Below are 22,530 nucleotides of genomic sequence, written 5' to 3'. Positions count from 1 at the left end.
TTTTATTTTACATTTGAATGAACTAAGACAGTAATTCTTTATGAGCGATTTTTATAAAAAAATATTAGAAAATAATAAAAAATGGGTAGAAACATCTCTGGCTAGTGATCCTAATTATTTTGCGGATTTAGCCAAAGGACAAACGCCACCTTTATTGTGGATTGGTTGTTCAGATAGCAGAGTTCCTGCTAATGAAATTGTTGGTGCAAAACCGGGAGAAGTATTTGTACATAGAAATATTGCCAATATGGTAGTACATTCTGATATGAATATGTTAAGTGTTCTGGATTATGCAGTAAATGTTTTGAAAGTAAAACATGTACTTGTATGTGGTCATTATGGTTGTGGAGGCGTGAAAGCAGCAATGGGAAATGAATCAATAGGAATTATTGACAACTGGATTCGCCATATAAAAGATGTTTATAGACTACATCATGAATATTTAGATTCTATCGTTGACGAAAATGAACGTTTTAATGCTTTTGTAGAAATTAATGTAAAAGAACAAGTATTTGATTTGGCTAAAACATCAATCGTACAATCCGCATGGAAAAACGGACAAGAATTAACATTACACGGTTGGGCTTATGGATTGAATTCTGGATTTGTTACGGATTTGAATGTCAATATCAGTTCAGATAAAGATTTGGATGATGTATATCAATTAAAATTTTAAAAAAAAATCGCTTTCGGGCGATTTTTTTATTCGATTTCTTCTAGATTTTCATTGAAAGCTGAAGGTAATAGGGTAGGGATGAATTTTATCAAAATAGGTAATAATAAACTTCCACCCGGTAGTAAAAATATGGTCAAAGAAGGAATAGTTTTACAAATATCCAGTAATTGTTTTTTTACTTTTTTCTTTTCTTTTTCATCCAAATCTCTTCGGGTAGAATAGGCTAACAGAAGCATTAACTCTTTGCTTTGAATAATTTCCTTTAGCAATCTACTTTTATTACGACTGACTAAAGTAACAACACTTTGGGTGGTCTGGTCGTAAAAGTGTTTGACAGGATTAGAGTAATTGAAATAGGGGATTTCTTTTTTATGTTTAGTAATGAATTCATTAGTACTGTTTATGCTCTGATTAACAAAATCATCGGATATAGATAGTGTTTCAGCTAATGAATGTAAAAAATAAGCTTCATTATTTTCAATTATTCCATCACTCCACAGCGCCATTCCAGCAATATCTATTAAATAATATTTTTCTAATTCATTTGTAAAATAATCCAACTGAAGCGTTTCCAGACTTTGAACAGAAACTTTCGAAAATTTGCTGTAACGGATAGAAGCTTCAAAAAGTTTAATTAACAGATCATCATATTGAGATTTGTTTGACTTAATTTTTAAAGCCAGTGTGACAAGATTAACAATCGTCTCTTCAATTTTCTTCAAGTATTTCTCAGGAATTACTCCGTGAATTAAATATTGGCGAAAAGCAACAACATCAATAAACAAAAGTGCATTCGTAACAAGATGTGAGAAATTTTTACTGATAATAGTGTCATTGGTTTGAACGCGTTCATCAATTATTTTTTCCAGTGTTAGGGAAAGGGAATTTTTAGGAAGTATTTTTTTGAATAAATTAAATCCTTGAGGATTCATTTGATTATAAAAAGTAACTGCTTCTTTTATGAAATTCTCAGAGTTAATTTCTTCCTTAGTCAGGCAAAAAACATCGTACAAAGTATTTAATAACGCAACTTTAGAAATCTCTTCTTTAAACCAACCTTTGGTTTCAATAGTGTTTACAGTCTCAAAAGTAATGATGTGACCGTATATAAAACCTGTATTTCTAACTTTTTGATAAAATGAATCAGTAGTTTTAGAAACAGTTTCGTTTGAAAATTTTTGTTCAATAAAAAATTTATCTATCCAACCTGATGCCGAAGGGTTAATCATTACTTTAATTTGAAGCTACAAAGCTATGTTTTTTTATGGTTGTCTAGAAAAGTTTAGGTTAAGTTTTAATTATTTTAGTGAAAATACTAATCTCTGGATTTTTTATTTTGAGAACAAAGGTTTATGATTTCGGTTATCCTATTATTTCTAGTTTCTTCTCTTTTGGCCTGATTGAGCCAATAAAGATAACTTTTCCTGTATGAAGGACTAAATTTTTTATAGTTTTCGAATGCAGCACTATTTTTGTTAAAAGCCATTTCAAGATCTGTTGGCATAATCAAATTCTCCACTGCATCTAATGAAGTCCAGGAACCATTTTTTTTAGCAGTTTCAATTTTTGCCAATCCACTTTCATGCATCAGATTTTCTTTGAGGAGTTTTTCGATATATGTTTTATTAAGTTTGCTCCAAACGCTTTTATCTTTTCTGGGAGAAAAAACTTGTTTTCTACGGTCTTCGTCCATTTTTCTTACTGTTGAATCAATCCAACCAAAACAAATGGCAACTTGAACCGCTTCTTCCCATCGCATACTTTCAAAGTCACTATTTACCTTATAAAAAATGAGATATACCCCTTTAGAAGAATGATGATTTTGGTGCAACCAATCACGCCATTCTTCTTTGTTTTTAAAATAGTGGTGCTCTTTATCTTCCAATTGGGGTCTTAAAAAACTACTTAATAATAGCGGAACATGCTACTCTTGCACCAGCATTACCTGCAGGTTGAGAAACATAATCATCAGTTCCTTGGTGAACTATTAGTCCTTTTCCTAAAATATCCTTTGTCGCATCTCCACAACCTATACACCATTCATCAGTTGTTAATGTAATGGTCCCATTCCCTTTTTCATCAGCAGTAAAATTACCGATGTCACCTTTGTGATATTCGCCAACGCCCCATTTTCCATGTTTTTTGAATGTTGGGTTCCAGTGTCCACCTGCAGAACTTCCATCAGCGGCAGTACAATCTGATTTCTCATGGATGTGTATCGCATGAATACCCGGTTTTAGCCCGGCTAATTTTGCTACAAAAGTTACTTTACCATTTTTTTCTTCAAAAGTTGCCGTTCCAGAAACGGTACTGTTGCTTTTAGGTTCAAAAACAATGTTTAGTTTTTTTGAATTACTTGAATCGCTGCTCGTTTTGCAACCAATGATTACCACAACAATTAGGACAATAGATAAGAATATTTTTTTCATGATATGTTTTATTTCAAAGGTAAGAAATTTTTGTATTACAGATAAAAGATTCAGTTTTTATAATTCAGTTTAGTAGGAATTATATAACATTCATTTTAAATACCTAATCAATTTAGTTGTAGTTTTGAATGCAGTCGCAATTTGATATAAAGGAATTGCCTACGCTGCTTTCGAACCTGATAAAAGTGAACTAATAAGCTTAAATTTTTCTTTCGGAATATAAATTAGTATTGAAAAAAAATGAAGCACAAAGAAATAGCCATTATAAGTTGGAGTTTATTAAAACGAACGTATCAGGAGTTTAATGATGATAATGCTATAAAACTAAGCGCTTCATTATCTTATTACACTATATTTTCGCTGCCTCCGTTGTTGATTATTATTTTATCTATTTTTAGTATTTTCTTTGGAAGAGAAGCAGTTACCGGAAGATTTTTTGGACAAATTAATGGAATGGTTGGCAACGAAGCTGCGATTCAAATTCAGGAAACCATTAAGAATATTGAATTGTCAGACAGTGTAACATTTGCAACAATATTTGGAGGTGTTATGTTATTGATTGGGGCTTCTGGAGTATTTGCCGAAATACAAAGTTCCATTAATTTTATTTGGGGATTAAAAGCAAAACCCAATAAAGGAATAATGAAATTTATTAAAAATAGATTGATGTCATTTTCTATGATTGCTTCAGTTGGTTTTTTGTTAATGGTCAGTTTGATGGTAAATACTGTAATGGATGTTATAAACACGCGATTACTAGTTTATTTCCCGGATACAATGGTTTATATTTTTTATGTTTTTAATATCTTAGTCCTGTTTGCAACTACAACCATCTTGTTCTCCATTATTTTCAAAACACTGCCGGATGGTAATATCGCTTGGAAAGATGCTTTGATAGGATCTGGTTTCACTTCTTTTTTCTTTATGTTTGGCAAATTTGCTATCGGTTTCTATTTAGGAAGTTCAACTGTGGCAACCGTTTATGGCGCTGCAGGTTCAATAATAATAATTTTAATTTGGGTATATTATTCGGCCATAATCTTATATTTTGGAGCCGAATTCACTAAAGTGTATGCCAATGCACATGGGCAAAAAATTATTCCAAATGGGTATGCTGTTAGTATTAAGGTCGAAATCATTGAGATTAAAAAGTAATAAATCATCAGTATATCTTTATATTTTAGGATTTTAAAGTAGAATTTTTAAAACGGTATATTTTGTACTTTATTTTTAAAAAACTTAAAAACTGGCAATATTTTTGTTCTATTTTTCAAGTATAAAATTAAATACAATCCTATGAAAAAAATAATTTTGGTGCTAACTGCTTTATGTTGGGCATTTATTTCTTGCAATTCAGCTAAAAAAACAATGAGTAATACAACATCTCTTGAGGGAACTTGGGAATTGAACTATGTTACAGGACCAAGAATAGCTTTTGGAGGATTGTATCCGAACAATAAACCAACTATCACTTTCAACTTGAAAGAAAATAGCGTTTCAGGAAGCAGCAGTTGCAACCGTTATTCCGGAAAATTAAATTTGGTTGGAAATAAAATCAGCTTCAAAGACCCAATGGCTATGACTAGAATGTTTTGTCCGGGAGAAGGCGAGAATGTTTATATGTCTACGCTTCAAAAAATAGATTCCTATTCCGTTTCAGAAGATGGGAAAACATTAAATTTCATCATGGGAGATATCGCGATGATGCGTTTTGAGAAAAAATGAATTCAAAATTTTTGAAGGTGTATTTAATATTTTACAAATTATAAAATGGTTATAACTTAATATTAAAAATGGATACCATGAAAACAAAAACAGCAATTTTGGTACTGTTTCTTTCGCTGATTGCAATGGCAAGTTATGCTCAGGAAAAAAGTAAGAAACAATTAAGAGAAGAACGTAAAATTGAAAAAGAGAAACAAATAACATCTTTAGTTGATTCTAAAGCGTTTGTGTTTATTGGGCGGACAGCTTTGCCTCAAGGATTTAGAACTATGGATTTAACTACGAATCCTAATTATGTACAATTTGAGCCAAATAAAATTAAGAGTGAAATGCCTTTTTTTGGGACAGCTTATAGTGGCGTTGCTTACGGCAGGGATGGAGGATTAAATTTTGAGGGAAGTCCTCAGGAATTTACTGTTGAAAAAAAGAAAAAAGCGTATCAAATAGAAACAGTTGTTAAAGGGGAGACTGATGTATTTACTCTGTTTCTTTCCGTTTCTTTTGGAGGCAGCGCTACTCTTACCATTAGTTCTAATAATCGAAGCACCATTTCCTATAATGGAGAAATCAGACCAATAGAAACAAAGGAGCTTAAGTAATTTTTCAAATAAATAAAAAAACCGTCTTGTTTTAAAGAACAAGGCGGTTTTTTAAAAAACTAAAAACTATCTTTTTATTTTAGAAACAATACTCGTTTTCTGCCACTAATTTGGTGGTAATTATTTCTCTTAATCCTACTATATTTGGCATATTAGTATATTTTGTAAAACGGCGTAAACCCATTAACATCATACGTTGCTCATCACCTTCAGCAAAAGAGATTACACTTTCTTTACCTTTTTGAGTAACGATATCTACTGCTTTGTATAAGTATAATTTGGCCATGGCAATTTGCTCTTGTACTTTGGCTTCGCCTTCTTTTTTGGCTAATTTTTCAGTTCTAAGAATAGTGCTTTCTGCCATGTAGATTTCGATTAAAATATCTGAAGCAGCCATTAATAACTGTTGATGTGCATCTAAATCAGGACCATATTTTTGTACTGCACCACCTGCAACCATTAAAAATGCTTTTTTCAATTTGCTAATCATTTCTTTTTCTTCAGCAAATAATTCAGAATAATCAGGAGCGTCAAAAGAAGGAATTCCCATTAATTCTTCTTGTACTTTTGATGCTGGTCCCAGTAAATCTACGTGACCTTTCATGGCTTTTTTGATTAACATTCCTACAGATAGCATTCTGTTAATTTCGTTAGTTCCTTCGTAAATACGTGCAATTCTGGCATCTCTCCACGCACTTTCCATTGGTGTGTCTTCTGAAAATCCCATTCCGCCAAAAATTTGAATTCCTTCATCTGCACAATTTTGAATATCTTCAGAAACGGCCACTTTTAGAATAGAACATTCAATTGCATATTCTTCAATGCCTTTTAATTCAGCTTCTTGATGGGTAGCTCCTTCAGTTTCACGTGATGCAATTCGATCTTCAATATCTTTTGCGGCACGATACGTAGCACTTTCTCCGGCATAACAGGAAGTTGCCATTTCGGCTAATTTTGCTCGGATGGCTCCAAACTGAGAAATAGCGGTATTGAATTGTATTCTTTCATTAGCGTATTTTGTTGCGTTTGAAATAACTCTGCGTTGTGCATCCAAACAGGCAGCGGCCAATTTAATTCGGCCCACATTCAAAGCATTCATGGCTATTTTGAAACCATTTCCTCTTTCGGATAACATGTTTTCAACAGGAACTTTTGTATCTGCAAAGAAAACCTGACGCGTAGAAGAGGAACGAATTCCTAATTTATGTTCTTCTTCATTCATAGAAATACCATTACTTGGATCATTTTCTACGATAAAGCCAGTTATATTTTTATCATCTCCAATACGGGCAAAAACAATAAAGACATTACAAAATCCTGCATTTGTAATCCACATTTTTTGTCCTGTGATTTTATAATGCGTTCCATCCTCAGATAAAACTGCTTTTGTTTTTCCGGAGTTGGCATCAGATCCTGAGCCCGGTTCGGTCAAACAATAGGCTCCAAACCATTCTCCAGAGGCTAATTTTGTTACGTATTTTTGCTTTTGTTCTTCAGTACCATACAACGTAATTGGCATGGTTCCAATTCCTGTATGTGCTCCAAAAGCAGAAGAAAATGAACCTGTTGCTCCCGAAATATAATCGCAAACCAAAACAGTATTTACAAATCCCATTCCCATTCCACCATAAGCTTCAGGAACTGCGATACTCAAAAATCCCATTTCAGCTGCCTTTTGCATACTTTCTACCGTTAAGGCAAAATCTCTTTTTTCAAAACGATCTTTGTTAGGCCAGATTTCTTTGTCTACAAACTCTTTTACAGAGTCACGCATCATTAATTGTTCTTCATTAAAATCTTCAGGAGTGAAGACATCTTCGCACTTTGTTTCTTTAACCAAAAACTGACCGCCACGGGTTACTTTTTTTTCAACTGTATCTGCCATTTTTTTATTTTTTAATATGTTTTTATTTATAATCTAAATCATCAATATCGGATGGAAATTTTTGACTACATCAATTCATAAATCCCTGCGCTTCCTTGTCCGGTTCCTACACACATACTCACAATTCCGTATTTGCTTCCTCTGCGTTTCATTTCGTCGAATAGTTGAACAGAAAGTTTAGCACCTGTGCAACCTAGTGGATGACCTAATGCAATCGCTCCACCATTGACATTGATGATATCAGGATTTAGGTTTAGTTCTCTCGTTACTGCTAATGCTTGTGATGCAAAAGCCTCGTTAAGTTCTATTAAATCAATATCATTCAAGGTTAAACCCGCTTGTTTCAATGCTTTTGGAATCGCTTTTACAGGTCCAATTCCCATGATTCTTGGTTCGACTCCTGCCGAAGCAAAGTTGACCAAACGGGCGATAGGGGTAAGGTTCAATTCTTTTACCATTTCTTCGCTCATGATTAGAACAAATGCTGCTCCATCACTCATTTGAGAAGAGTTTCCTGCAGTTACGCTTCCGGTCGCTTCAAAAACTGGTCTTAAACCTGCCAAAGCTTCCACAGAAGTTCCTGCTCTAGGACCTTCATCTTTATTAACTACGTATGATTTTGTTTCTTTTTTACCGTTCTCATTGATAAACGTTTGTTCTACCGTTATAGGAACAATTTGTTTGTCAAATTTGCCTTCGGCTTGCGCTTTCAAGGCTTTCATGTGTGAGTTATAAGCAAACTCATCTTGGTCTGCACGAGAGACATTGAATTGTTTGGCTACCGCTTCCGCAGTTAGTCCCATTCCCCAATAGTAATCTTCGTTTCCAGCTTTTGCGACAGCATAATCCGGAGTTGGTTTGTACCCTCCCATTGGGATAAAACTCATGCTTTCTGCTCCACCGGCAATAATGCAGTCGGCCATTCCTGACTGGATTTTGGCTGTAGCCATACCGATTGTTTCTAATCCCGAGGCACAATATCTGTTTACAGTTACGCCAGGAACATCTTCAATTTTCAATCCCATCAAAGAGATTAATCGTCCCACGTTTAATCCTTGTTCCGCTTCTGGCATAGCATTTCCTACCATCACGTCATCAATACGTTTTTTGTCAAAATCAGGCAACTCATTCATCATAAACTGAATCGTTTCTGCCGCCAATTCATCAGGTCTTTTAAATCTAAAAACTCCTTTTGGTGCTTTTCCTACCGCAGTACGATAAGCTTTAACTATATATGCTGTTTTCATTTGTTTAGTTTCTTAGAGGTTTTCCTTTAGTTAACATAAATTGGATACGCTCCAATGTTTTTCTTTCCGTGCAAAGGGATAAGAAAGCTTCCCGTTCCAAATCCAATAAATATTGTTCCGTTACTAATGTTGGCTCTGATAAGTCACCACCAGCCATAACATACGCCAGTTTATTTGCAATTTTCTTGTCGTGTTCGGAAATGTATTTTCCGGCAACCATTTGGTCAGTTCCCACCAAGAACATTCCTAAAGCTTGCTTTCCTAATACTTTCACATCGTTTCTGCGAATCGGTTGTGTGTAACCCGCTTCTGCCATTAGTAAAGTGTGTTTCTTCGCTTCGGCAATCTGACGGTCTTTGTTAACCACAATAATATCTTTTCCATGTTGTAAAAGACCGGTATCAAAAGCTTCGTAACCAGAGGTGGATACTTTTGCCATAGCAACAGTCAAGAAATATTCTTGTAATACATTCAATTCCACATCATTTTTATGGAATAAATCAGCTGCACGCAATGCCATTTCTTTCGATCCGCCACCGCCAGGAATTACTCCAACACCAAATTCCACTAATCCCATATAGGTTTCAGCCGCAGCAACAACTTTGTCGGCATGCAAACTCATTTCGCAACCACCACCAAAAGTCATTCCGTGTGGTGCAACCACAACCGGGATTCCAGAGTAACGTACGCGCATCATCGTGTCCTGAAACATTTTGATAGCCATATTCAATTCATCGTATTCTTGCTCGACTGCCATCATGAAAATCATTCCGATATTGGCTCCAACAGAGAAATTAGCTGCTTGATTTCCAATAACTAATCCTTGGTATTCTTTTTCAGATAAGTCGATTGCTTTATTGATGGCTGCCAAAACATCGCCACCAATCGTATTCATTTTAGATTGGAATTCTAAATTCAAAATTCCGTCTCCCAAATCTTGTATAATTGCTCCGCTATTACTCCACACTTTTTTGCTTTCGCGAATGTTGTTCAGGATAATAAAAGCATCCTGACCAGGAACTTTAGTTTGTGATTTTGTAGGGATATTATAGAAAAAAGTTGCTCCTTCTTTAATAGAATAAAAACTAGAACTTCCGGAAGCCAACATATCATTTACCCAAGCAGCTGGTTCAAGACCTTCCGCTTTCATGATTTCGATTCCTTTTGCAACACCAATGGCATCCCAAATTTCGAAAGGACCATTTTCCCATCCAAAACCGGCTTTCATCGCATCGTCAATCTTGTATAATTCATCTGTAATTTCAGGAATTCTGTTCGAAACGTAAGCAAACATTCCTGCAAAACTTTTTCGGTAAAATTCACCGGCTTTATCTGTTCCTTTTACCAAAACTTTAAAACGATCAATTGGTTTGTCAATCGTTTTTGTTAATTCTAATGTAGTAAATGATGCTCTTTTTGCCGGACGGTATTCTAAAGTGTCTAAATCCAAAGACAGAATATCCTTGTCTACTTTTTTGTAAAAACCTTGACCTGTTTTGCTTCCAAACCATTTGTTTTCCATCATTTTGTTGACGAAATCAGGAAGTTTGAACAAGTCATGTTGCTCGTCATTCGGACAGTTTTCGTAGATTCCGTTGGCAACATGCACCAAAGTATCCAATCCAACCACATCCACTGTTCTGAAAGTGGCTGATTTTGGTCTTCCAATAACGGGACCGGTCAATTTATCTACTTCTTCAATTGTCAATCCCATTTCTTTTACTAAATGAAATAAACTCTGAATCCCGTAAATTCCAATTCTATTTCCGATGAATGCCGGAGTATCTTTGGCAACGACCGAAGTTTTTCCTAAGAATTTTGAACCATAATCAGTAAGGAAATCTAAAACTTCCGTTGCAGTTTGTGGGCCAGGAATGATTTCGAATAATTTTAAATAACGCGCTGGGTTGAAAAAGTGTGTGCCACAAAAATGTTTTTGAAAATCGTCACTTCTTCCTTCGCTCATAAAGTGAATAGGAATTCCTGAAGTATTTGAAGTAACTAAAGTTCCCAGTTTTCTGAATTTTTCAATTTGCTCAAAAACTAATTTTTTGATATCTAAACGTTCCACTACCACTTCAATAATCCAATCAACAGCAGCAATTTTCGCCATGTCATCCGTTGTGTTTCCAGTAGTAATTCTACTGGCAAATTTGGAGTTGTAAATAGGGGATGGTTTCGATTTTAGGGAATTAGCTAAATGCTCATTCACCAATCGGTTTCTGACAATTTTGCTTTCTAAAGTAAGTCCTTTTTTAGCTTCTACTTCGGTAAGTTCTCCCGGAACAATATCCAAAAGTAAGACTTCAACCCCAATGTTGGCAAAATGGCAAGCAATTCCTGAACCCATAATTCCGGATCCAATTACTGCAACTTTTTTAATTGTGCGTTTCATATAAAATAATATTTGTTTTTCATCGGTCATATGTAATTCGCATTTCATCAATCGGTTTTAGCTACCAATCGTTGGTTATGCTCATTTCATACGTAGTTTATGTTTGTTTTTTATAGGAATATGGTATCGCCATTTTTAATTATTGATTGTTTTTTTGAATCTTGGCGATGTCATTTTCTGGTTTTTCAGTTTGCTCCGTCAGTTCGCTGACGCTCGTATGATTAAATATATTTTTATCTTGAATTAACTCATTGATAGTTTCTGCCACTTCAATAAAATGTTGCAGTTTCTCCTCAGAAATGTGATTTCTCACTGTTTCATTGAATTTCAAAACAGTATTTTTTGACAATTCCCTTTTCTCTTTACCAAAATCAGTCAGGTAAATCAAAACGCCACGGCCATCATAAGGATTTTTCTTCCTGATAATTAAGCCTTTATCTTCCATTGATTTTAAGGTTCTGGTAAGACTTGTCGCTTCCATACCCATTTTTGGGCCTAAGGCGGTAGAAGGTGTGCCTTTTTCCTTATCCATACTCAGTAGAGCAAAACCCGTTGCCATAGTTGCACCGTATTTAGATGCTTCTTCATTGTACATTCTAGAAACCGCTTGCCAGGTTGCTCTTAATATATAATCTATCGTTTTATCTTTCATAATCTCTAACTATATCGTTTTCAAATATAATAAAAAATACTATGCATGCATAATAAATTAAATTATTTTTTTAAATTTTTGTCAAAACTAAAAAACTCCCCATGAAATGAAGAGTTTTTTAGTAAGAATTTTCATTTGTTATAATTTCCCATTCACCAGTGCGATAACTGCTCCGGTAAAGGCGGACATTATTATAGTGATTACAATATCTAATGCCATAATCTGGAAATTAATATCAGCTGTTGGTTTCATTGCATTGGCAAAAAAATCCATATATAATGCCATAAATAATCCAATTATGGCACCGGCACCAAAACCAGTTATCCAATTTGAAATACCTGCCCATTTAGTAAAAATATAGGCTGTAAATAATCCAAAAGTAAGGCAACCTAAAAATATGAATAGCATGTTTTCATTTCCATTAGAAGGAAATGCGTCTTTAAATATGATTCCGTAGAGTATCCATCCTAAAAAAAAGTTGATTACGCCACCTACAATACCTGAAACTAAAAAGTTTTTCACATTCATAATGTTTGGTTTTATGGGTTAATACAATAAAGGTATTAAAAAATAACAAAATAACAGGTAAAGTGTTAAATAACAATTGAATACATGGATTTAGTAGTAATAAGAAAGAATATAATCGTTTTTATATATTTCTATTTTAATATTTTTCAAAAAAAACTCCTCAGCTATTGAGGAGTTAGAGTTATTATTGAAGAAAATTTTTAAGATTTTTTAAAAGTACCATTATCCACATCTTTCAAAAACTTGATCACGCCTGTGAAATAGTTTTTAGGATCATCGTATTGCGAAAGGTGGCTTCCGTTAGGACAAAACAAGAAGCGTCCGTTTTGAACTTCGTGGGCAATCCATTTCATGTGTTCCGGATCCATTGTGTCGTATTTAGAACCAATACTCAAGGTAGGAACTGTAAGCGTTTTAAGTCTGGCTTTGACATCCCAATTTTTCAAGGTGGCATTTCCAGTGATACCAAATTCACTGTGACCTTGCATAAACACATACACATCTGGATTGATGTGTTTGAAACATCTGTTGATGGATTCCGGCCATTGGTCCAGCGGTTTTCTTAAAATATGTTCCGTATAGTAATATTTGAATAGTAATTCGCTGTATTTTGGATTATCAAAATCATTGTTCTTTTCTATATCCTGCAATTGTTTTAGGATTTTCGGGTCCATCTGTGGCGCGAGAACGTCTTTTGCGTAGGCATTATATTCCTTAGCGCTCGCCATCATATTGGATATAATCAAGCCTTTGAGGTTCTTTTGATATTTCAACGCGTATTCCATTGCCAGGATTCCGCCCCAAGATTGTCCCATCAGGTAAAAATTAGAACTGTCTAAGCCTAATGCGATGCGCACTTGCTCGACTTCCTCAACAAAACGTTCATTGGTCCATAAACTATTGTCTTTGGGCTGGTCGCTGTAATACGAACCCAATTGATCGTAATAAATATATTCGATGCTTTCGTTAGGAAAATACCCATCAAAACATTCATACAATTCATGTGTCAATCCAGGGCCGCCGTGAAGCAGCAGCACTTTTATTTTGGGATTATTACCAACGGTTTTTGTCCAGACTTTGAAAGTCCCTTTTGGCGTTTTTATCGGAATCATTTTGATGCCGGCAGTACCTTGGTCGTCCCGTTTCGAGAAATCTAAATAATTTGCTTTTATGGAATCTTCCTTCGGTTTTTCTTGGCAATTAGAAAAAAAGAACACACTTATAACAGAACAAATTAGAGCTTTTAGTTTCATGTTTTGTATGGGTTTTATGAAATACTAACCGTAGATTTTATGGAATAAATCAATGTATTTTTCCATCACTATTTTTCGTTTCAGTTTTAGGGTAGGGGTCAATTGTCCGCCTTCAATGGACCAAATATCTGGGGTCAATTCAAAACGTTTTATTTTCTCCCAATTTCCAAATTTTTCATTTAAGGTATCAATCTCGGCTTGAATTCGTTCGATTACTTTTTCGTTCGAGATAATCTCATCATTGCTTTTTCCAACATCAATTCCATGAATAACGGCCCATTCCTTAATAAAATCAAAACTTGGTTGAATGATTGCTGCCGGCATTTTTTGTCCGTCACCAATCACCATTATTTGTTCAATGAAGCGCGATTGTTTCATCGTGTTTTCGATTAATTGTGGGGCAATATATTTTCCACCTGATGTTTTGAACATTTCTTTTTTACGATCGGTAATTTTCAAGAATCCATCTTCATCAAATATTCCAATGTCACCAGTATGAAAATACCCGTTTGTAATTACTTCGCTGGTTAGTTTTTCATCTTTGTAATACCCCATCATTACGTTAGGTCCTTTGCAAAGGATTTCACCGTCTTCAGCAATTAGTACTTCTACATTATTTATTACTTTACCCACAGTTCCTACTTTGAAACCGTGATTTCTCATGTCGTTAACGGAGATTACAGGAGAGGTTTCGGTTAAACCATAGCCTTCCATTACTGGGATTTCTGCAGCAGCAAAAACTCTGGCTAATCTAGGTTGTAAAGCGGCACTTCCAGAAACCATTAAATCCAGATTTCCTCCCAAACCTTCTTTCCATTTACTGAAAATTAATTTACGTGCAATTTTGAGTTGTAATTCGTACCACAAACCATTTTTTCCATAAGGTTCGTAGATTAACCCTAAATCAATTGCCCAAAAGAATAGTTTCTTTTTAATGCCGGTTAACTCCGTTCCTTTGGCGTATATTTTATCATACACTTTTTCAAGAAGTCTGGGAACAGCTGTAATAACTGTAGGTCTTACTTCTTTGAGATTGTCACTAATTTTATCTATTGATTCTCCAAAATAGATTGAAACACCATAATATTGGTATAAATACAAAATCATTCTTTCAAAAATATGACAAATAGGAAGGAAACTTAAGGCACGGCTTTTTCCAGCTTCAAAAGGAATTCTGGAAGCACTGTCCAAAACATTTGAGACAATATTTTTGTGCGAAAGCATAACTCCTTTTGGTTTTCCTGTTGTCCCGGAAGTATAAATAATGGTCGCTAAATCTTCGGTTTTTACGTTGTTTTTACGAATTTCAACTTCATTTTGGTTGCTTTTGTCATCGCCAAGAATTAGCAATTCATTCCAGTTTTTACAACCTTCAATTTCGTTGAATGAATAGACTTCTTTAAGCGTTGGTACTTTATCTTTAATCAAATTTACTTTCCGAAACACTTCTGCATCTGACACAAAACAATAAATAGCACCAGAATGATTTAAGATATATTCGTAATCATCTTCAGAAATAGTAGGATAAATAGGGACTGTTTGTGCGCCAGTTTGCAACACGCCAATATCCATAATATTCCATTCTGTTCTATTATTAGAAGAGATGATAGCAATTTTATCGTCTTTTTGAATGCCTAATTTCAGTAATGCTCTTGATACAGCATTGGCTTTAGCAATATATTCTTGAGTAGAAGTTTTTATCCAAACCCCATTTTGCTTTGTTGTTAAAGCATCTGGAATTGAAGTGTATTTATCTTGCTGATAATAGGGAAAATCAAAAAGTCTGGTTATAGAAGTCATTATTCTGAGGTTGAATTTTATCGCAAATTAATTAAAAATTAATGATAATTATTATTTTTCAAAAAATTAAATGGAAATTAAACCAGAATTATTTTATTTAACGAAATCGTTTTCTTTAAATCGAGATTAAGCCGTTGATTTTAAGCTAAAATGTACTTTATTTATAAATTTACTAATGTATAGATTACTCAATATAGTCTTTGCTTCTTTCCCCTAAGATGAACATTTTCTTTTTTTCAAAATGGATTGAAAAATGAGCGTTTATCCATTCTTCTTTGTTTTTATACCAAAGTGAGTATACGGCATAATTAAATCCCTTTTGGTATTTTGGAGTACCGTCTTCAAAACACTCCATTCCCCAAACCATAGTTATTTTTGATAAATCATCCAACTGAAATATACCGGTTCCATCTGGATTTAATTGTACTATGGGTTCCGTTCCACCTTCAGAAAGATAGGTTCCCGTTATAGGATAATCAATGTTTTTGGTGATGTAATGGATTCCGTCTTTGGAAGTGATTTTTTCGACATTCTGTGCTTGGATGGATGTAAACAATACGATTAATGCGATAATAAATACGTTATCTAATTTTTTCATTTTGGGTGGTTTTGATTTTTGAACAATTAGAATTATTTCTGTTTTGGTTTTGGTCCCATATAAAAAGTCATTTTTGAACCAGTGGTAATATCACTATGTTTGATAAATAAACTGTTTAAAGGTTTCCCGTTCAACAGCACTTTTTGAACATAAATATTTTTATCACTTTGGTTGATTGCTTCTACAGTAAAGGTCTTTCCGTTTTCCAAGGTTAAAATTGCATTATTTATTATTGGAGATCCTAAACTGTATTCATCAGCTCCAGGAGCTACCGGATAAAATCCTAACGAAGAGAAAATGTACCAAGCACTCATTTGTCCGCAATCATCATTACCGCCTAAACCATCGGGTGTAGGTTTGTATTGCATATTCAAAATTTTACGTACTTGAGATTGGGTTTTCCATGGCTGGTCAGTCCAATTGTATAAATAAGCGACGTGATGCGCGGGTTCATTGCCATGAACGTATCCGCCAATAATCCCTTCTCGGGTTATATCTTCTGTTTCTGCAAAAAAGGAATCGGGTAAATGCATGGAAAATAAGGTGTCTAAACGGGATGTAAAGGTTTTTTTTCCTCCCATTTGAGACACTAATTGAGTTGGGTCTTGTGGTACAAAAAAGCTGTAGTTCCAACTATTACCTTCTATAAAACCTTGTCCGTTTGTGCTTAAAGCATCAAACTCTTTTTTGAAGGTTCCATCGGCTAATTTTGGTCGCATAAAACCAGTTGTTTTATCAAAATTATTTTTCCAATTTCCGGAACGTTTTATAAATTCATTGTATACATCTGTTCGGTTTAGTTTCTTGGCTATTTTTGCAATACACCAATCGTCATAAGCGTATTCTAACGTATTTGAAACGGAAACGCCACTTTTTTCGGCTGGAATATAACCCAAATCGATATAACTGCCAATACCTTCATAATTGCGGTGGTTTGCAGTAGTGATGCAGGCTTCTAAAGCTTGATTTTCATCTCCATTGTAAATTCCTTTTATAATCGCATCAGCAATAACGGAAACACTATGATAACCGCTCATACACCAATTGTCATTGGAATAATGAGACCAAATGGGTAACATGTGCAAAGCGCTTTGATTGTAATGTGCCATCATGGATTTTACCATATCATTATTACGTGATGGCTGAATTATATTGAAAAAAGGATGTAAGGCACGATAGGTATCCCAAAGTGAAAAAGTACTGTAATTGGTAAAGCCGTCTGCTTGATGTATTCCTTGATCCAGCCCTTTATATTGCCCGTTTACATCAGTATAAGTAGTGGGATTTATAAAAGTATGATACATGGCGGTGTAAAAATTCACTTTGGTATCTTCTGAAGCAGTGATTGCGATTTTATTCAATTCTTTGTTCCAAATTGCCTGTGCTTGATTTTTTACTTTTTCGAAATCCCAATCTTTAATTTCGGCCTGCATATTTTGCAAGGCATTTTCTTGACTAACAGAGGATAAAGAGAATTTTATTTTTATTTTTTCGGCTTCTTCTGTTTTAAAATCAAAATACATTCGTATTTTTTTTCCTGCTATTTCGGGAAAGTTTTTGTTTTGGTCGAACTTGCCCCAAAATCCTCTATACGGCTGCTTTCCATCATAATTTTTTTGACCATATTGTGTAAAAGGTTTCGAAAATGACATAGCAAAGTAAACCGTTCGGGTTCTTGCCCAGCCATTTGTTTGTCTATAACCTGTAATCAACGTATCATTAATAACTCTTACATAGGTCCAAACATCTTTTTCATCGTAATTATAAATTCCTGCCATTAAATCTAAAATGATATGACTTTCGTCAGACTTTGGAAAGGTATATTGATGCATGCCAACCCGAGTTGTAGCAGTCATTTCCGCTAAAATGCCATCATCATCCAGTTTAACTTTATAATAACCGGCTTCGGCTTTTTCGTTAGCATGAGAAAAGGCTGAGCGATATCCATTTTTTGGATTAGAAGCTGTTCCCGGATTTAATTGTAACTTTCCTTGTGTGGGCATAATTAGAAAATCCCCAAGATCTGAATGTCCAGTTCCGCTTAAATGAGTATGGCTAAAACCTACAATAGTCTTATCTTCATATTTGTAACCAGCACAATACTTGTAGACTTCCCCATTGTATTTCCCATTAAGTTCATATGAAATAGTATCTGTTTCCGGACTCAGTTGTACTGCCCCAAAAGGAACTGTCGCACCTGGATAAGTGTGTCCCATTTTTTCGGTACCTATAATTGGTTTTACGTATTGAACTAAATTTTGTTGGGCATTACTAAAATAGAAACTGAACAGTAGCGCAAATAGGAATATTTTTTTCATTAAAAGAGTTTAAAACTTTAAAAAGAAACAGTAGCTTGGGTAAATATCAAGATTAGATGTAAATCTAGTTAATCATAGTTTTTTGAGCAAATAATAATCCATAAAAAAGGACGCAACGGAGTGTCCTGTTATAAATTATTTTGAACGTTTGTATAATGGTAATGAAGTGTAACGGGACAGGGCCTCTGCGCCCAAATCACCTTCTTTGCTAAATGTCCAAACAAACAGGGCTTTCAAAGGATGGTCTTTGCGTATGTTTTCAATTGCCTGTAATGTCAGTTGCTTTGCGATTCCTTTTCTTCGATATTCTTCTAAAACCAGAGCGGAGCAGAGGTACAGTGCTTCATATTTGGTGTCTAATGGCGTCTGGTCAAAGAGTTGTTTTTCCGAAATTTTATTGTCGAGAAATTGATTCATCAAATCCAGTGTGGTAGGGATTAGTAAAATCCAAGCCACCGGACCATTACCATCATCGTATTCTGAAACTGTCGCAGGATGAATCTTTTTCAGCCTTTCTAATATTTCCTGATTTACATCAAGCTGGTTGAGATCATTTTTGACAGCAAAAACTTCGTCAGCCAGTTGTAACATTCGTTCAAAATTGCTTTTAGACATCGATTTAAAATTAAATTGCAGACATTAATTTTGTACACTAACCAGAATCAGATTATTCCAGTTTTGTTTATCAATATCATTTTGTGGTATTGATTAAAGCCCAAAGTTATAGTTTTTTATGCAGCTAAGTTGTAAATTTACAGTAGAATACGCAATCGTTGTGCTGCCATTTTTGTAGGGCAGTTTTTTAAAAGATACTGGTTATATTGTGTTTTTTTGAATGTATAAATTCTGTTTAATAGTATTGTTACTAATTTGATAGGTTGGCACAATGGCATCAAGTACATAGGGGTTTCCCAACCTTCCGTCTATGACCAACGAAATGGTACACGAGTTTGATACCCATTGATTAGTAGTATAAAAGGATAGTATTAAACAGAATTTTTAGCTGTATAAAGTTAATAGGAACTTTCAAACCGAGGTCATAAAAAAAGCGCTCCTTTTCGGGAACGCTTTCTGTATCAAAAAATTATTTTTTATCATAGAATGCGCTAACGATTTTGGTATATGAGCGCGGTCGTGGTGTTTTTCCTTTGGTTTAAATCAAACCTTGTAACAGACATTTACGGACTAATTCTATTGAATTTTTTGAACCTGATTTTTGATAGATGTTTTTTCGGTGAGTTTTTACCGTATTTTCACTAATAACCAGAAAAGTGGCAATTTTTTTGTTTGGGTACCCTTCGGAAATAAGTTTTATAATTTCAATTTCCCTTTTTGAAAACGATATTATGTCTTTAAGATCAAGAACAACACCAATATTAGTATAAGAAGGTTCGTTATTTAATCCTATAAGTGAAATCATATTGTTATTCGTTTTGGTGAGATGGTCTATATTGGTATGGATATTAAGGGATTTTCCAAAACGACCCGCATCATCTATTGTAAGTATTATAGATTGGTGATTTAACAGACAATATTCCCCATTTTTCATTCGACTTCTAAAGGAATAATTTGCTTTGTAATTGAGAACTTTTTCTATTCCTAATTTATTCTGAAGGAATTCAATATAAGTGGCTTCAGCTTTTGCAACAAACTCCATATCATCAGGATGAATTGTGTTTAAGATATCATCAAAAGTTACTGTTTCTGGATCAAATCCATGAATCTCAGCTATGGACGGACTGACATTGGATAAGGACATGTCATAAAAATCTATTATATAAAAGTAAAATGGTCCCACACTGATTAAAGAACTTATAATTTCATCAAAACTTAATTGAGAGATCAATGTACTTTGAGCCGCTTTTTGTTCCGTAACTTCCCAAACTGTTTTCAGTTTATTTATTTCTGGCTCCATAAATTTGTTGATTTAAAGATTCATATGTTGTTAAAAAGCAGCATATTTATATAGTGAATTTAGTGAAAAAACAATTTGGTATTAAGATATTCATAATTATTAATGAAGTGTTTTTTTTGTTATGCGATTAAATCAAAAAAAGCGCTTCTTTTATGAACGCTTTCTATATAGTAAATCAAAAATTATTTTTTATCATAGAATGCGCTAACGATTTTGGTATATCAGCGCGGTCGGGTCTAAATTAAACCCATTATTCGGATTTGCCAAATCATCCCAAATACAAAACCAACTTCCCATTAAGCCAATTGCCCAAATCCGTTGTAGTAGCTGTTAGCAGTCGTGATTATTAATAAGTTTGAATTAGAACATCAGTTGGAATATGTAGAACTTTGTGTAATTTTCTAATCATTTCAAGAGATAGCTTTCTTTTTCGATTTAGAATTTCGCTTGCACGGCTTTTTAGACCTACAATGTTTGCCAAATCATTTTGATTATAGCCCATCTGTTCCATTCTGAATTTAATCGCTTCAATTGGGTCCGGCAGACCAATAGGGAAGTGCTCATTTTCGTATTGGTCAATTAAAATTCCAAGCACTTCAAGTTCATCTCCTTCTGATGTGCCATTTTTTGCGTCAAAAATCATTTCAAGTCTTTCAAGTGCTTGATTATAATCTTTCACTGTTTTTATAGGTTTAATTTCCATAGCTATTAAATTTCGTTAGCGTTAATTTTGTCATACTCTGAATGTGTTCCGATGAATCGAATCCAAATCATTTGATAATCATAATTTATTTTGACGATCAATCTATAGTTGTTGCCTTTTATATTGAAAACAACTCGATTATCATTCAAAATACTTGCGCTTGGATATTCTTGCTTTATCTCATTTGGATTTTTCCATTCAGCTTTACTCGCCTCTTGAAACCAAGCCTTTAATTGTTGTTCACAATCAGCATGGAATTCCCAAAAATCTCTCAATATTTTTTTTGCAATTACTCTCAAGCTTTTCTAATTTTTTACAAAGATAACAAAAGTTCCCAAAACGGGAAATTGTTTAATGTTTTTTTCACATTTGCTAAATCATCCCAAATACAAAACTAACTTTCCATTAAGCCAATTGCCCAAATCCGTTGTAGTAGCTGTTAGCACTCGTTGTATATTTATTTATCAAAGTTTCCACCAAGGTTTTTTCTCTGTTATATTTTTGTAAACTTCTAAATTTAGAATTTCACCAAGTTTATTAATTGCGTTTTGCTGGTTCACAGTCTTGCGTTTTACATTGCGTCCATATTGAACTTCTCCTTTAAAATTGTCGTCTGTCAGATTTGCAATTTTAAATAATGCTTCACACGCATGATATCGTATTAAATATTCATTTTTTAAATTACTTACAATTTCAAATAGCGGTTTTATAGACTTCACTGTCCCTTTAATTTGAAACACACGCCAAATTTGATAATTGTCGTGTCCGTCCCAAATTTTAAACTTGTTTTCGTTCTTGTCTACAATAATTTTCAAAAGATCGTCTTCTGTCAGTTCATTCAACTCGTTAAATACTCTTTTAGATTCGTCTTCGTAAAATTTATGAAATTCTTCTTGTGTCATGTCGAGTAATGAGTGCTAATGTTCTGGTACTACAGCGGGTTTGGGACTAAATTAATCCCCATTTTCGGATTTGCCAAATCATCCCAAATACAAAACCAACTTTCCATTATGCCTATTGCCCAAATCCGTTGTAGTAGCTGTTATGGGCAGGCTTTACTTGTTCTGTTCTATTGATATAATTTTTTTTACTTCATTGTTTTTTAAAGTTTCAAAAAGGAAATATTCAGACGAGACAATTTTCCCGAGTTCAAAATGCGAAACTATTATGTCGTCACGATTTATAAAATATTTTCCCTTATTTTCAAGAATAGAATTAATTTTTCCATCATAATTTGTAATAATTTTTTCCAGTTTCCAACCTTCATTTCGGTCATAACGATAAATATCTAAATCTAATTTATTGTTAGCATTTAAATAGACAACAAAGTTTTGAATACGATAATATTCTCCAGAATTGTCTGCTTCAATTATTACTAAATCTTTACTGTCGATTTTTTTATTCAATATTTTCAGAAAAGTATATCTAATTGAATTTCTGTTAAGTTGACTTTCATCCTTAATTTCCCAATATGCAAATCTTGCTTCAAGGCGATTTTTCGCATAGTTCTGTTCTGTTAAAGTTTCTTTTATTGATTTTAGTGAACTAACCGTTTCTTTATTCCAATTAATAAACAATTCATCTGTCTTTTCTTGACTGTTTGTTACTATTGGTAAAAAAGAAGCAACTATAATCAAAAGAATTGTTTTCATAACTGTTTGTCGTTTTTTGGTTTCCCTTAAGCTTGCCCAAAATGAGATGTATAGGCGCTACTAAATAGCGCATATACATCTCATTTTGGGTGGATAAGCGCTACTGCGTAGCGTATTACTTTCAAATATACACTTTAATTATTTTCTTACAAATT

22 protein-coding genes are annotated in these 22,530 nt (G+C 33.9%); 4 read left to right on the top strand and 18 right to left on the bottom strand.

Annotated elements, in window-relative coordinates; all coding sequences use genetic code 11:
- Window positions 1–40 precede the first annotated feature (40 nt).
- Window positions 41–676, top strand: a complete 636-nt coding sequence (can, locus tag ACM55H_RS06010) for a carbonate dehydratase (protein ID WP_416835650.1) — start codon at window positions 41–43, stop codon at window positions 674–676.
- 26 nt (window positions 677–702) lie between these two features.
- Here can and ACM55H_RS06005 read toward each other — a convergent pair whose 3' ends face one another.
- The 3 genes from ACM55H_RS06005 to ACM55H_RS05995 all read right to left on the bottom strand — a co-directional run bounded on the left by ACM55H_RS06005 (window position 703) and on the right by ACM55H_RS05995 (window position 3,105).
- Window positions 703–1,905: an LETM1-related biofilm-associated protein gene (locus tag ACM55H_RS06005; protein ID WP_416835649.1), complete on the bottom strand. Its 1,203-nt coding sequence runs from the start codon at window positions 1,903–1,905 to the stop codon at window positions 703–705.
- Between the two features lie 86 nt (window positions 1,906–1,991).
- Window positions 1,992–2,561, bottom strand: coding sequence for a YdeI/OmpD-associated family protein (locus ACM55H_RS06000; RefSeq protein WP_416835648.1), 570 nt, complete (start codon window positions 2,559–2,561; stop codon window positions 1,992–1,994).
- 16 nt (window positions 2,562–2,577) lie between these two features.
- A complete protein-coding gene (locus ACM55H_RS05995) occupies window positions 2,578–3,105 on the bottom strand; it encodes a superoxide dismutase family protein (RefSeq protein ID WP_416835647.1) in 528 nt (175 codons plus the stop codon).
- 240 nt (window positions 3,106–3,345) lie between these two features.
- On the opposite strand from ACM55H_RS05995, the gene ACM55H_RS05990 reads away from it, so the two are divergent.
- The 3 genes from ACM55H_RS05990 to ACM55H_RS05980 all read left to right on the top strand — a co-directional run bounded on the left by ACM55H_RS05990 (window position 3,346) and on the right by ACM55H_RS05980 (window position 5,429).
- Entirely contained in the window at window positions 3,346–4,260 is a 915-nt protein-coding gene (locus tag ACM55H_RS05990) for a YihY/virulence factor BrkB family protein (RefSeq protein WP_416835646.1), read from the top strand.
- Between the two features lie 141 nt (window positions 4,261–4,401).
- Entirely contained in the window at window positions 4,402–4,830 is a 429-nt protein-coding gene (locus tag ACM55H_RS05985; RefSeq protein WP_416835645.1) for an META domain-containing protein, read from the top strand.
- A gap of 77 nt (window positions 4,831–4,907) precedes the next feature.
- Window positions 4,908–5,429: a DUF4251 domain-containing protein gene (locus ACM55H_RS05980; RefSeq protein ID WP_416835644.1), complete on the top strand. Its 522-nt coding sequence runs from the start codon at window positions 4,908–4,910 to the stop codon at window positions 5,427–5,429.
- 79 nt (window positions 5,430–5,508) lie between these two features.
- On the opposite strand, the gene ACM55H_RS05975 is transcribed toward ACM55H_RS05980, so the two are convergent.
- From ACM55H_RS05975 to ACM55H_RS05905, 15 genes are all read right to left on the bottom strand, one after another.
- The gene (locus tag ACM55H_RS05975) at window positions 5,509–7,314 is read right to left on the bottom strand and encodes an acyl-CoA dehydrogenase family protein (protein ID WP_416835643.1); all 1,806 of its coding nucleotides are present in this window, start codon (window positions 7,312–7,314) and stop codon (window positions 5,509–5,511) included.
- Between the two features lie 65 nt (window positions 7,315–7,379).
- Complete coding sequence (locus ACM55H_RS05970) at window positions 7,380–8,561, bottom strand: acetyl-CoA C-acyltransferase (protein WP_416835642.1); 1,182 nt, start codon at window positions 8,559–8,561, stop codon at window positions 7,380–7,382.
- A 4-nt stretch (window positions 8,562–8,565) separates the two neighbouring features.
- Window positions 8,566–10,956: a 3-hydroxyacyl-CoA dehydrogenase/enoyl-CoA hydratase family protein gene (locus ACM55H_RS05965; protein WP_416835641.1), complete on the bottom strand. Its 2,391-nt coding sequence runs from the start codon at window positions 10,954–10,956 to the stop codon at window positions 8,566–8,568.
- A 139-nt stretch (window positions 10,957–11,095) separates the two neighbouring features.
- Window positions 11,096–11,608, bottom strand: a complete 513-nt coding sequence (locus tag ACM55H_RS05960) for a MarR family winged helix-turn-helix transcriptional regulator (RefSeq protein ID WP_416835640.1) — start codon at window positions 11,606–11,608, stop codon at window positions 11,096–11,098.
- Between the two features lie 138 nt (window positions 11,609–11,746).
- On the bottom strand, window positions 11,747–12,136 hold the full coding sequence (locus tag ACM55H_RS05955) for a hypothetical protein (protein ID WP_416835639.1): 390 nt from the start codon (window positions 12,134–12,136) through the stop codon (window positions 11,747–11,749).
- 200 nt (window positions 12,137–12,336) lie between these two features.
- Window positions 12,337–13,389 (bottom strand): proline iminopeptidase-family hydrolase, encoded by a 1,053-nt coding sequence (locus ACM55H_RS05950; protein ID WP_416835638.1) that lies wholly within the window; start codon window positions 13,387–13,389, stop codon window positions 12,337–12,339.
- Between the two features lie 24 nt (window positions 13,390–13,413).
- The gene (locus tag ACM55H_RS05945; protein WP_416835637.1) at window positions 13,414–15,189 is read right to left on the bottom strand and encodes an AMP-dependent synthetase/ligase; all 1,776 of its coding nucleotides are present in this window, start codon (window positions 15,187–15,189) and stop codon (window positions 13,414–13,416) included.
- 184 nt (window positions 15,190–15,373) lie between these two features.
- On the bottom strand, window positions 15,374–15,787 hold the full coding sequence (locus ACM55H_RS05940; RefSeq protein WP_416835636.1) for a hypothetical protein: 414 nt from the start codon (window positions 15,785–15,787) through the stop codon (window positions 15,374–15,376).
- A 32-nt stretch (window positions 15,788–15,819) separates the two neighbouring features.
- A complete protein-coding gene (locus ACM55H_RS05935) occupies window positions 15,820–18,105 on the bottom strand; it encodes a GH92 family glycosyl hydrolase (RefSeq protein ID WP_416835635.1) in 2,286 nt (761 codons plus the stop codon).
- Window positions 18,106–18,240: 135 nt separating this feature from the next.
- Window positions 18,241–18,720 carry a GNAT family N-acetyltransferase gene (locus ACM55H_RS05930; RefSeq protein WP_416835634.1) on the bottom strand — a complete coding sequence of 160 codons (480 nt, stop codon included), beginning with the start codon at window positions 18,718–18,720 and terminating at the stop codon, window positions 18,241–18,243.
- Window positions 18,721–19,258: 538 nt separating this feature from the next.
- Window positions 19,259–20,020 (bottom strand): LuxR C-terminal-related transcriptional regulator, encoded by a 762-nt coding sequence (locus tag ACM55H_RS05925; protein ID WP_416835633.1) that lies wholly within the window; start codon window positions 20,018–20,020, stop codon window positions 19,259–19,261.
- A gap of 346 nt (window positions 20,021–20,366) precedes the next feature.
- Complete coding sequence (locus tag ACM55H_RS05920; RefSeq protein WP_416835632.1) at window positions 20,367–20,723, bottom strand: helix-turn-helix domain-containing protein; 357 nt, start codon at window positions 20,721–20,723, stop codon at window positions 20,367–20,369.
- 5 nt (window positions 20,724–20,728) lie between these two features.
- A complete protein-coding gene (locus ACM55H_RS05915; RefSeq protein WP_416835631.1) occupies window positions 20,729–21,022 on the bottom strand; it encodes a type II toxin-antitoxin system HigB family toxin in 294 nt (97 codons plus the stop codon).
- Window positions 21,023–21,187: 165 nt separating this feature from the next.
- Window positions 21,188–21,625, bottom strand: a complete 438-nt coding sequence (locus tag ACM55H_RS05910) for a hypothetical protein (RefSeq protein WP_416835630.1) — start codon at window positions 21,623–21,625, stop codon at window positions 21,188–21,190.
- Window positions 21,626–21,778: 153 nt separating this feature from the next.
- On the bottom strand, window positions 21,779–22,375 hold the full coding sequence (locus ACM55H_RS05905; RefSeq protein WP_416835629.1) for a hypothetical protein: 597 nt from the start codon (window positions 22,373–22,375) through the stop codon (window positions 21,779–21,781).
- Between the last annotated feature and the right edge of the window lie 155 nt (window positions 22,376–22,530).

Origin of the sequence: Flavobacterium cryoconiti (assembly GCF_048158645.1) — a bacterium.
Classification (GTDB): Bacteria; Bacteroidota; Bacteroidia; order Flavobacteriales; family Flavobacteriaceae; genus Flavobacterium; species Flavobacterium cryoconiti.
Note: the sequence above shows the minus strand (reverse complement) of the source record. Positions and strands in the feature narration are given on the sequence as shown.

Bases quoted from the DNA above. Each gene is read 5' to 3' on its own strand.
- can (WP_416835650.1), top strand. From the start codon at position 41: ATGAGCGATTTTTATAAAAAAATATTAGAAAATAATAAAAAATGGGTA.
- ACM55H_RS06005 (WP_416835649.1), bottom strand. From the start codon at position 1,905: ATGATTAACCCTTCGGCATCAGGTTGGATAGATAAATTTTTTATTGAA.
- ACM55H_RS05995 (WP_416835647.1), bottom strand. From the start codon at position 3,105: ATGAAAAAAATATTCTTATCTATTGTCCTAATTGTTGTGGTAATCATT.
- ACM55H_RS05990 (WP_416835646.1), top strand. From the start codon at position 3,346: ATGAAGCACAAAGAAATAGCCATTATAAGTTGGAGTTTATTAAAACGA.
- ACM55H_RS05985 (WP_416835645.1), top strand. From the start codon at position 4,402: ATGAAAAAAATAATTTTGGTGCTAACTGCTTTATGTTGGGCATTTATT.
- ACM55H_RS05980 (WP_416835644.1), top strand. From the start codon at position 4,908: ATGAAAACAAAAACAGCAATTTTGGTACTGTTTCTTTCGCTGATTGCA.
- ACM55H_RS05975 (WP_416835643.1), bottom strand. From the start codon at position 7,314: ATGGCAGATACAGTTGAAAAAAAAGTAACCCGTGGCGGTCAGTTTTTG.
- ACM55H_RS05970 (WP_416835642.1), bottom strand. From the start codon at position 8,561: ATGAAAACAGCATATATAGTTAAAGCTTATCGTACTGCGGTAGGAAAA.
- ACM55H_RS05965 (WP_416835641.1), bottom strand. From the start codon at position 10,956: ATGAAACGCACAATTAAAAAAGTTGCAGTAATTGGATCCGGAATTATG.
- ACM55H_RS05960 (WP_416835640.1), bottom strand. From the start codon at position 11,608: ATGAAAGATAAAACGATAGATTATATATTAAGAGCAACCTGGCAAGCG.
- ACM55H_RS05955 (WP_416835639.1), bottom strand. From the start codon at position 12,136: ATGAATGTGAAAAACTTTTTAGTTTCAGGTATTGTAGGTGGCGTAATC.
- ACM55H_RS05950 (WP_416835638.1), bottom strand. From the start codon at position 13,389: ATGAAACTAAAAGCTCTAATTTGTTCTGTTATAAGTGTGTTCTTTTTT.
- ACM55H_RS05945 (WP_416835637.1), bottom strand. From the start codon at position 15,189: ATGACTTCTATAACCAGACTTTTTGATTTTCCCTATTATCAGCAAGAT.
- ACM55H_RS05940 (WP_416835636.1), bottom strand. From the start codon at position 15,787: ATGAAAAAATTAGATAACGTATTTATTATCGCATTAATCGTATTGTTT.
- ACM55H_RS05935 (WP_416835635.1), bottom strand. From the start codon at position 18,105: ATGAAAAAAATATTCCTATTTGCGCTACTGTTCAGTTTCTATTTTAGT.
- ACM55H_RS05930 (WP_416835634.1), bottom strand. From the start codon at position 18,720: ATGTCTAAAAGCAATTTTGAACGAATGTTACAACTGGCTGACGAAGTT.
- ACM55H_RS05925 (WP_416835633.1), bottom strand. From the start codon at position 20,020: ATGGAGCCAGAAATAAATAAACTGAAAACAGTTTGGGAAGTTACGGAA.
- ACM55H_RS05920 (WP_416835632.1), bottom strand. From the start codon at position 20,723: ATGGAAATTAAACCTATAAAAACAGTGAAAGATTATAATCAAGCACTT.
- ACM55H_RS05910 (WP_416835630.1), bottom strand. From the start codon at position 21,625: ATGACACAAGAAGAATTTCATAAATTTTACGAAGACGAATCTAAAAGA.
- ACM55H_RS05905 (WP_416835629.1), bottom strand. From the start codon at position 22,375: ATGAAAACAATTCTTTTGATTATAGTTGCTTCTTTTTTACCAATAGTA.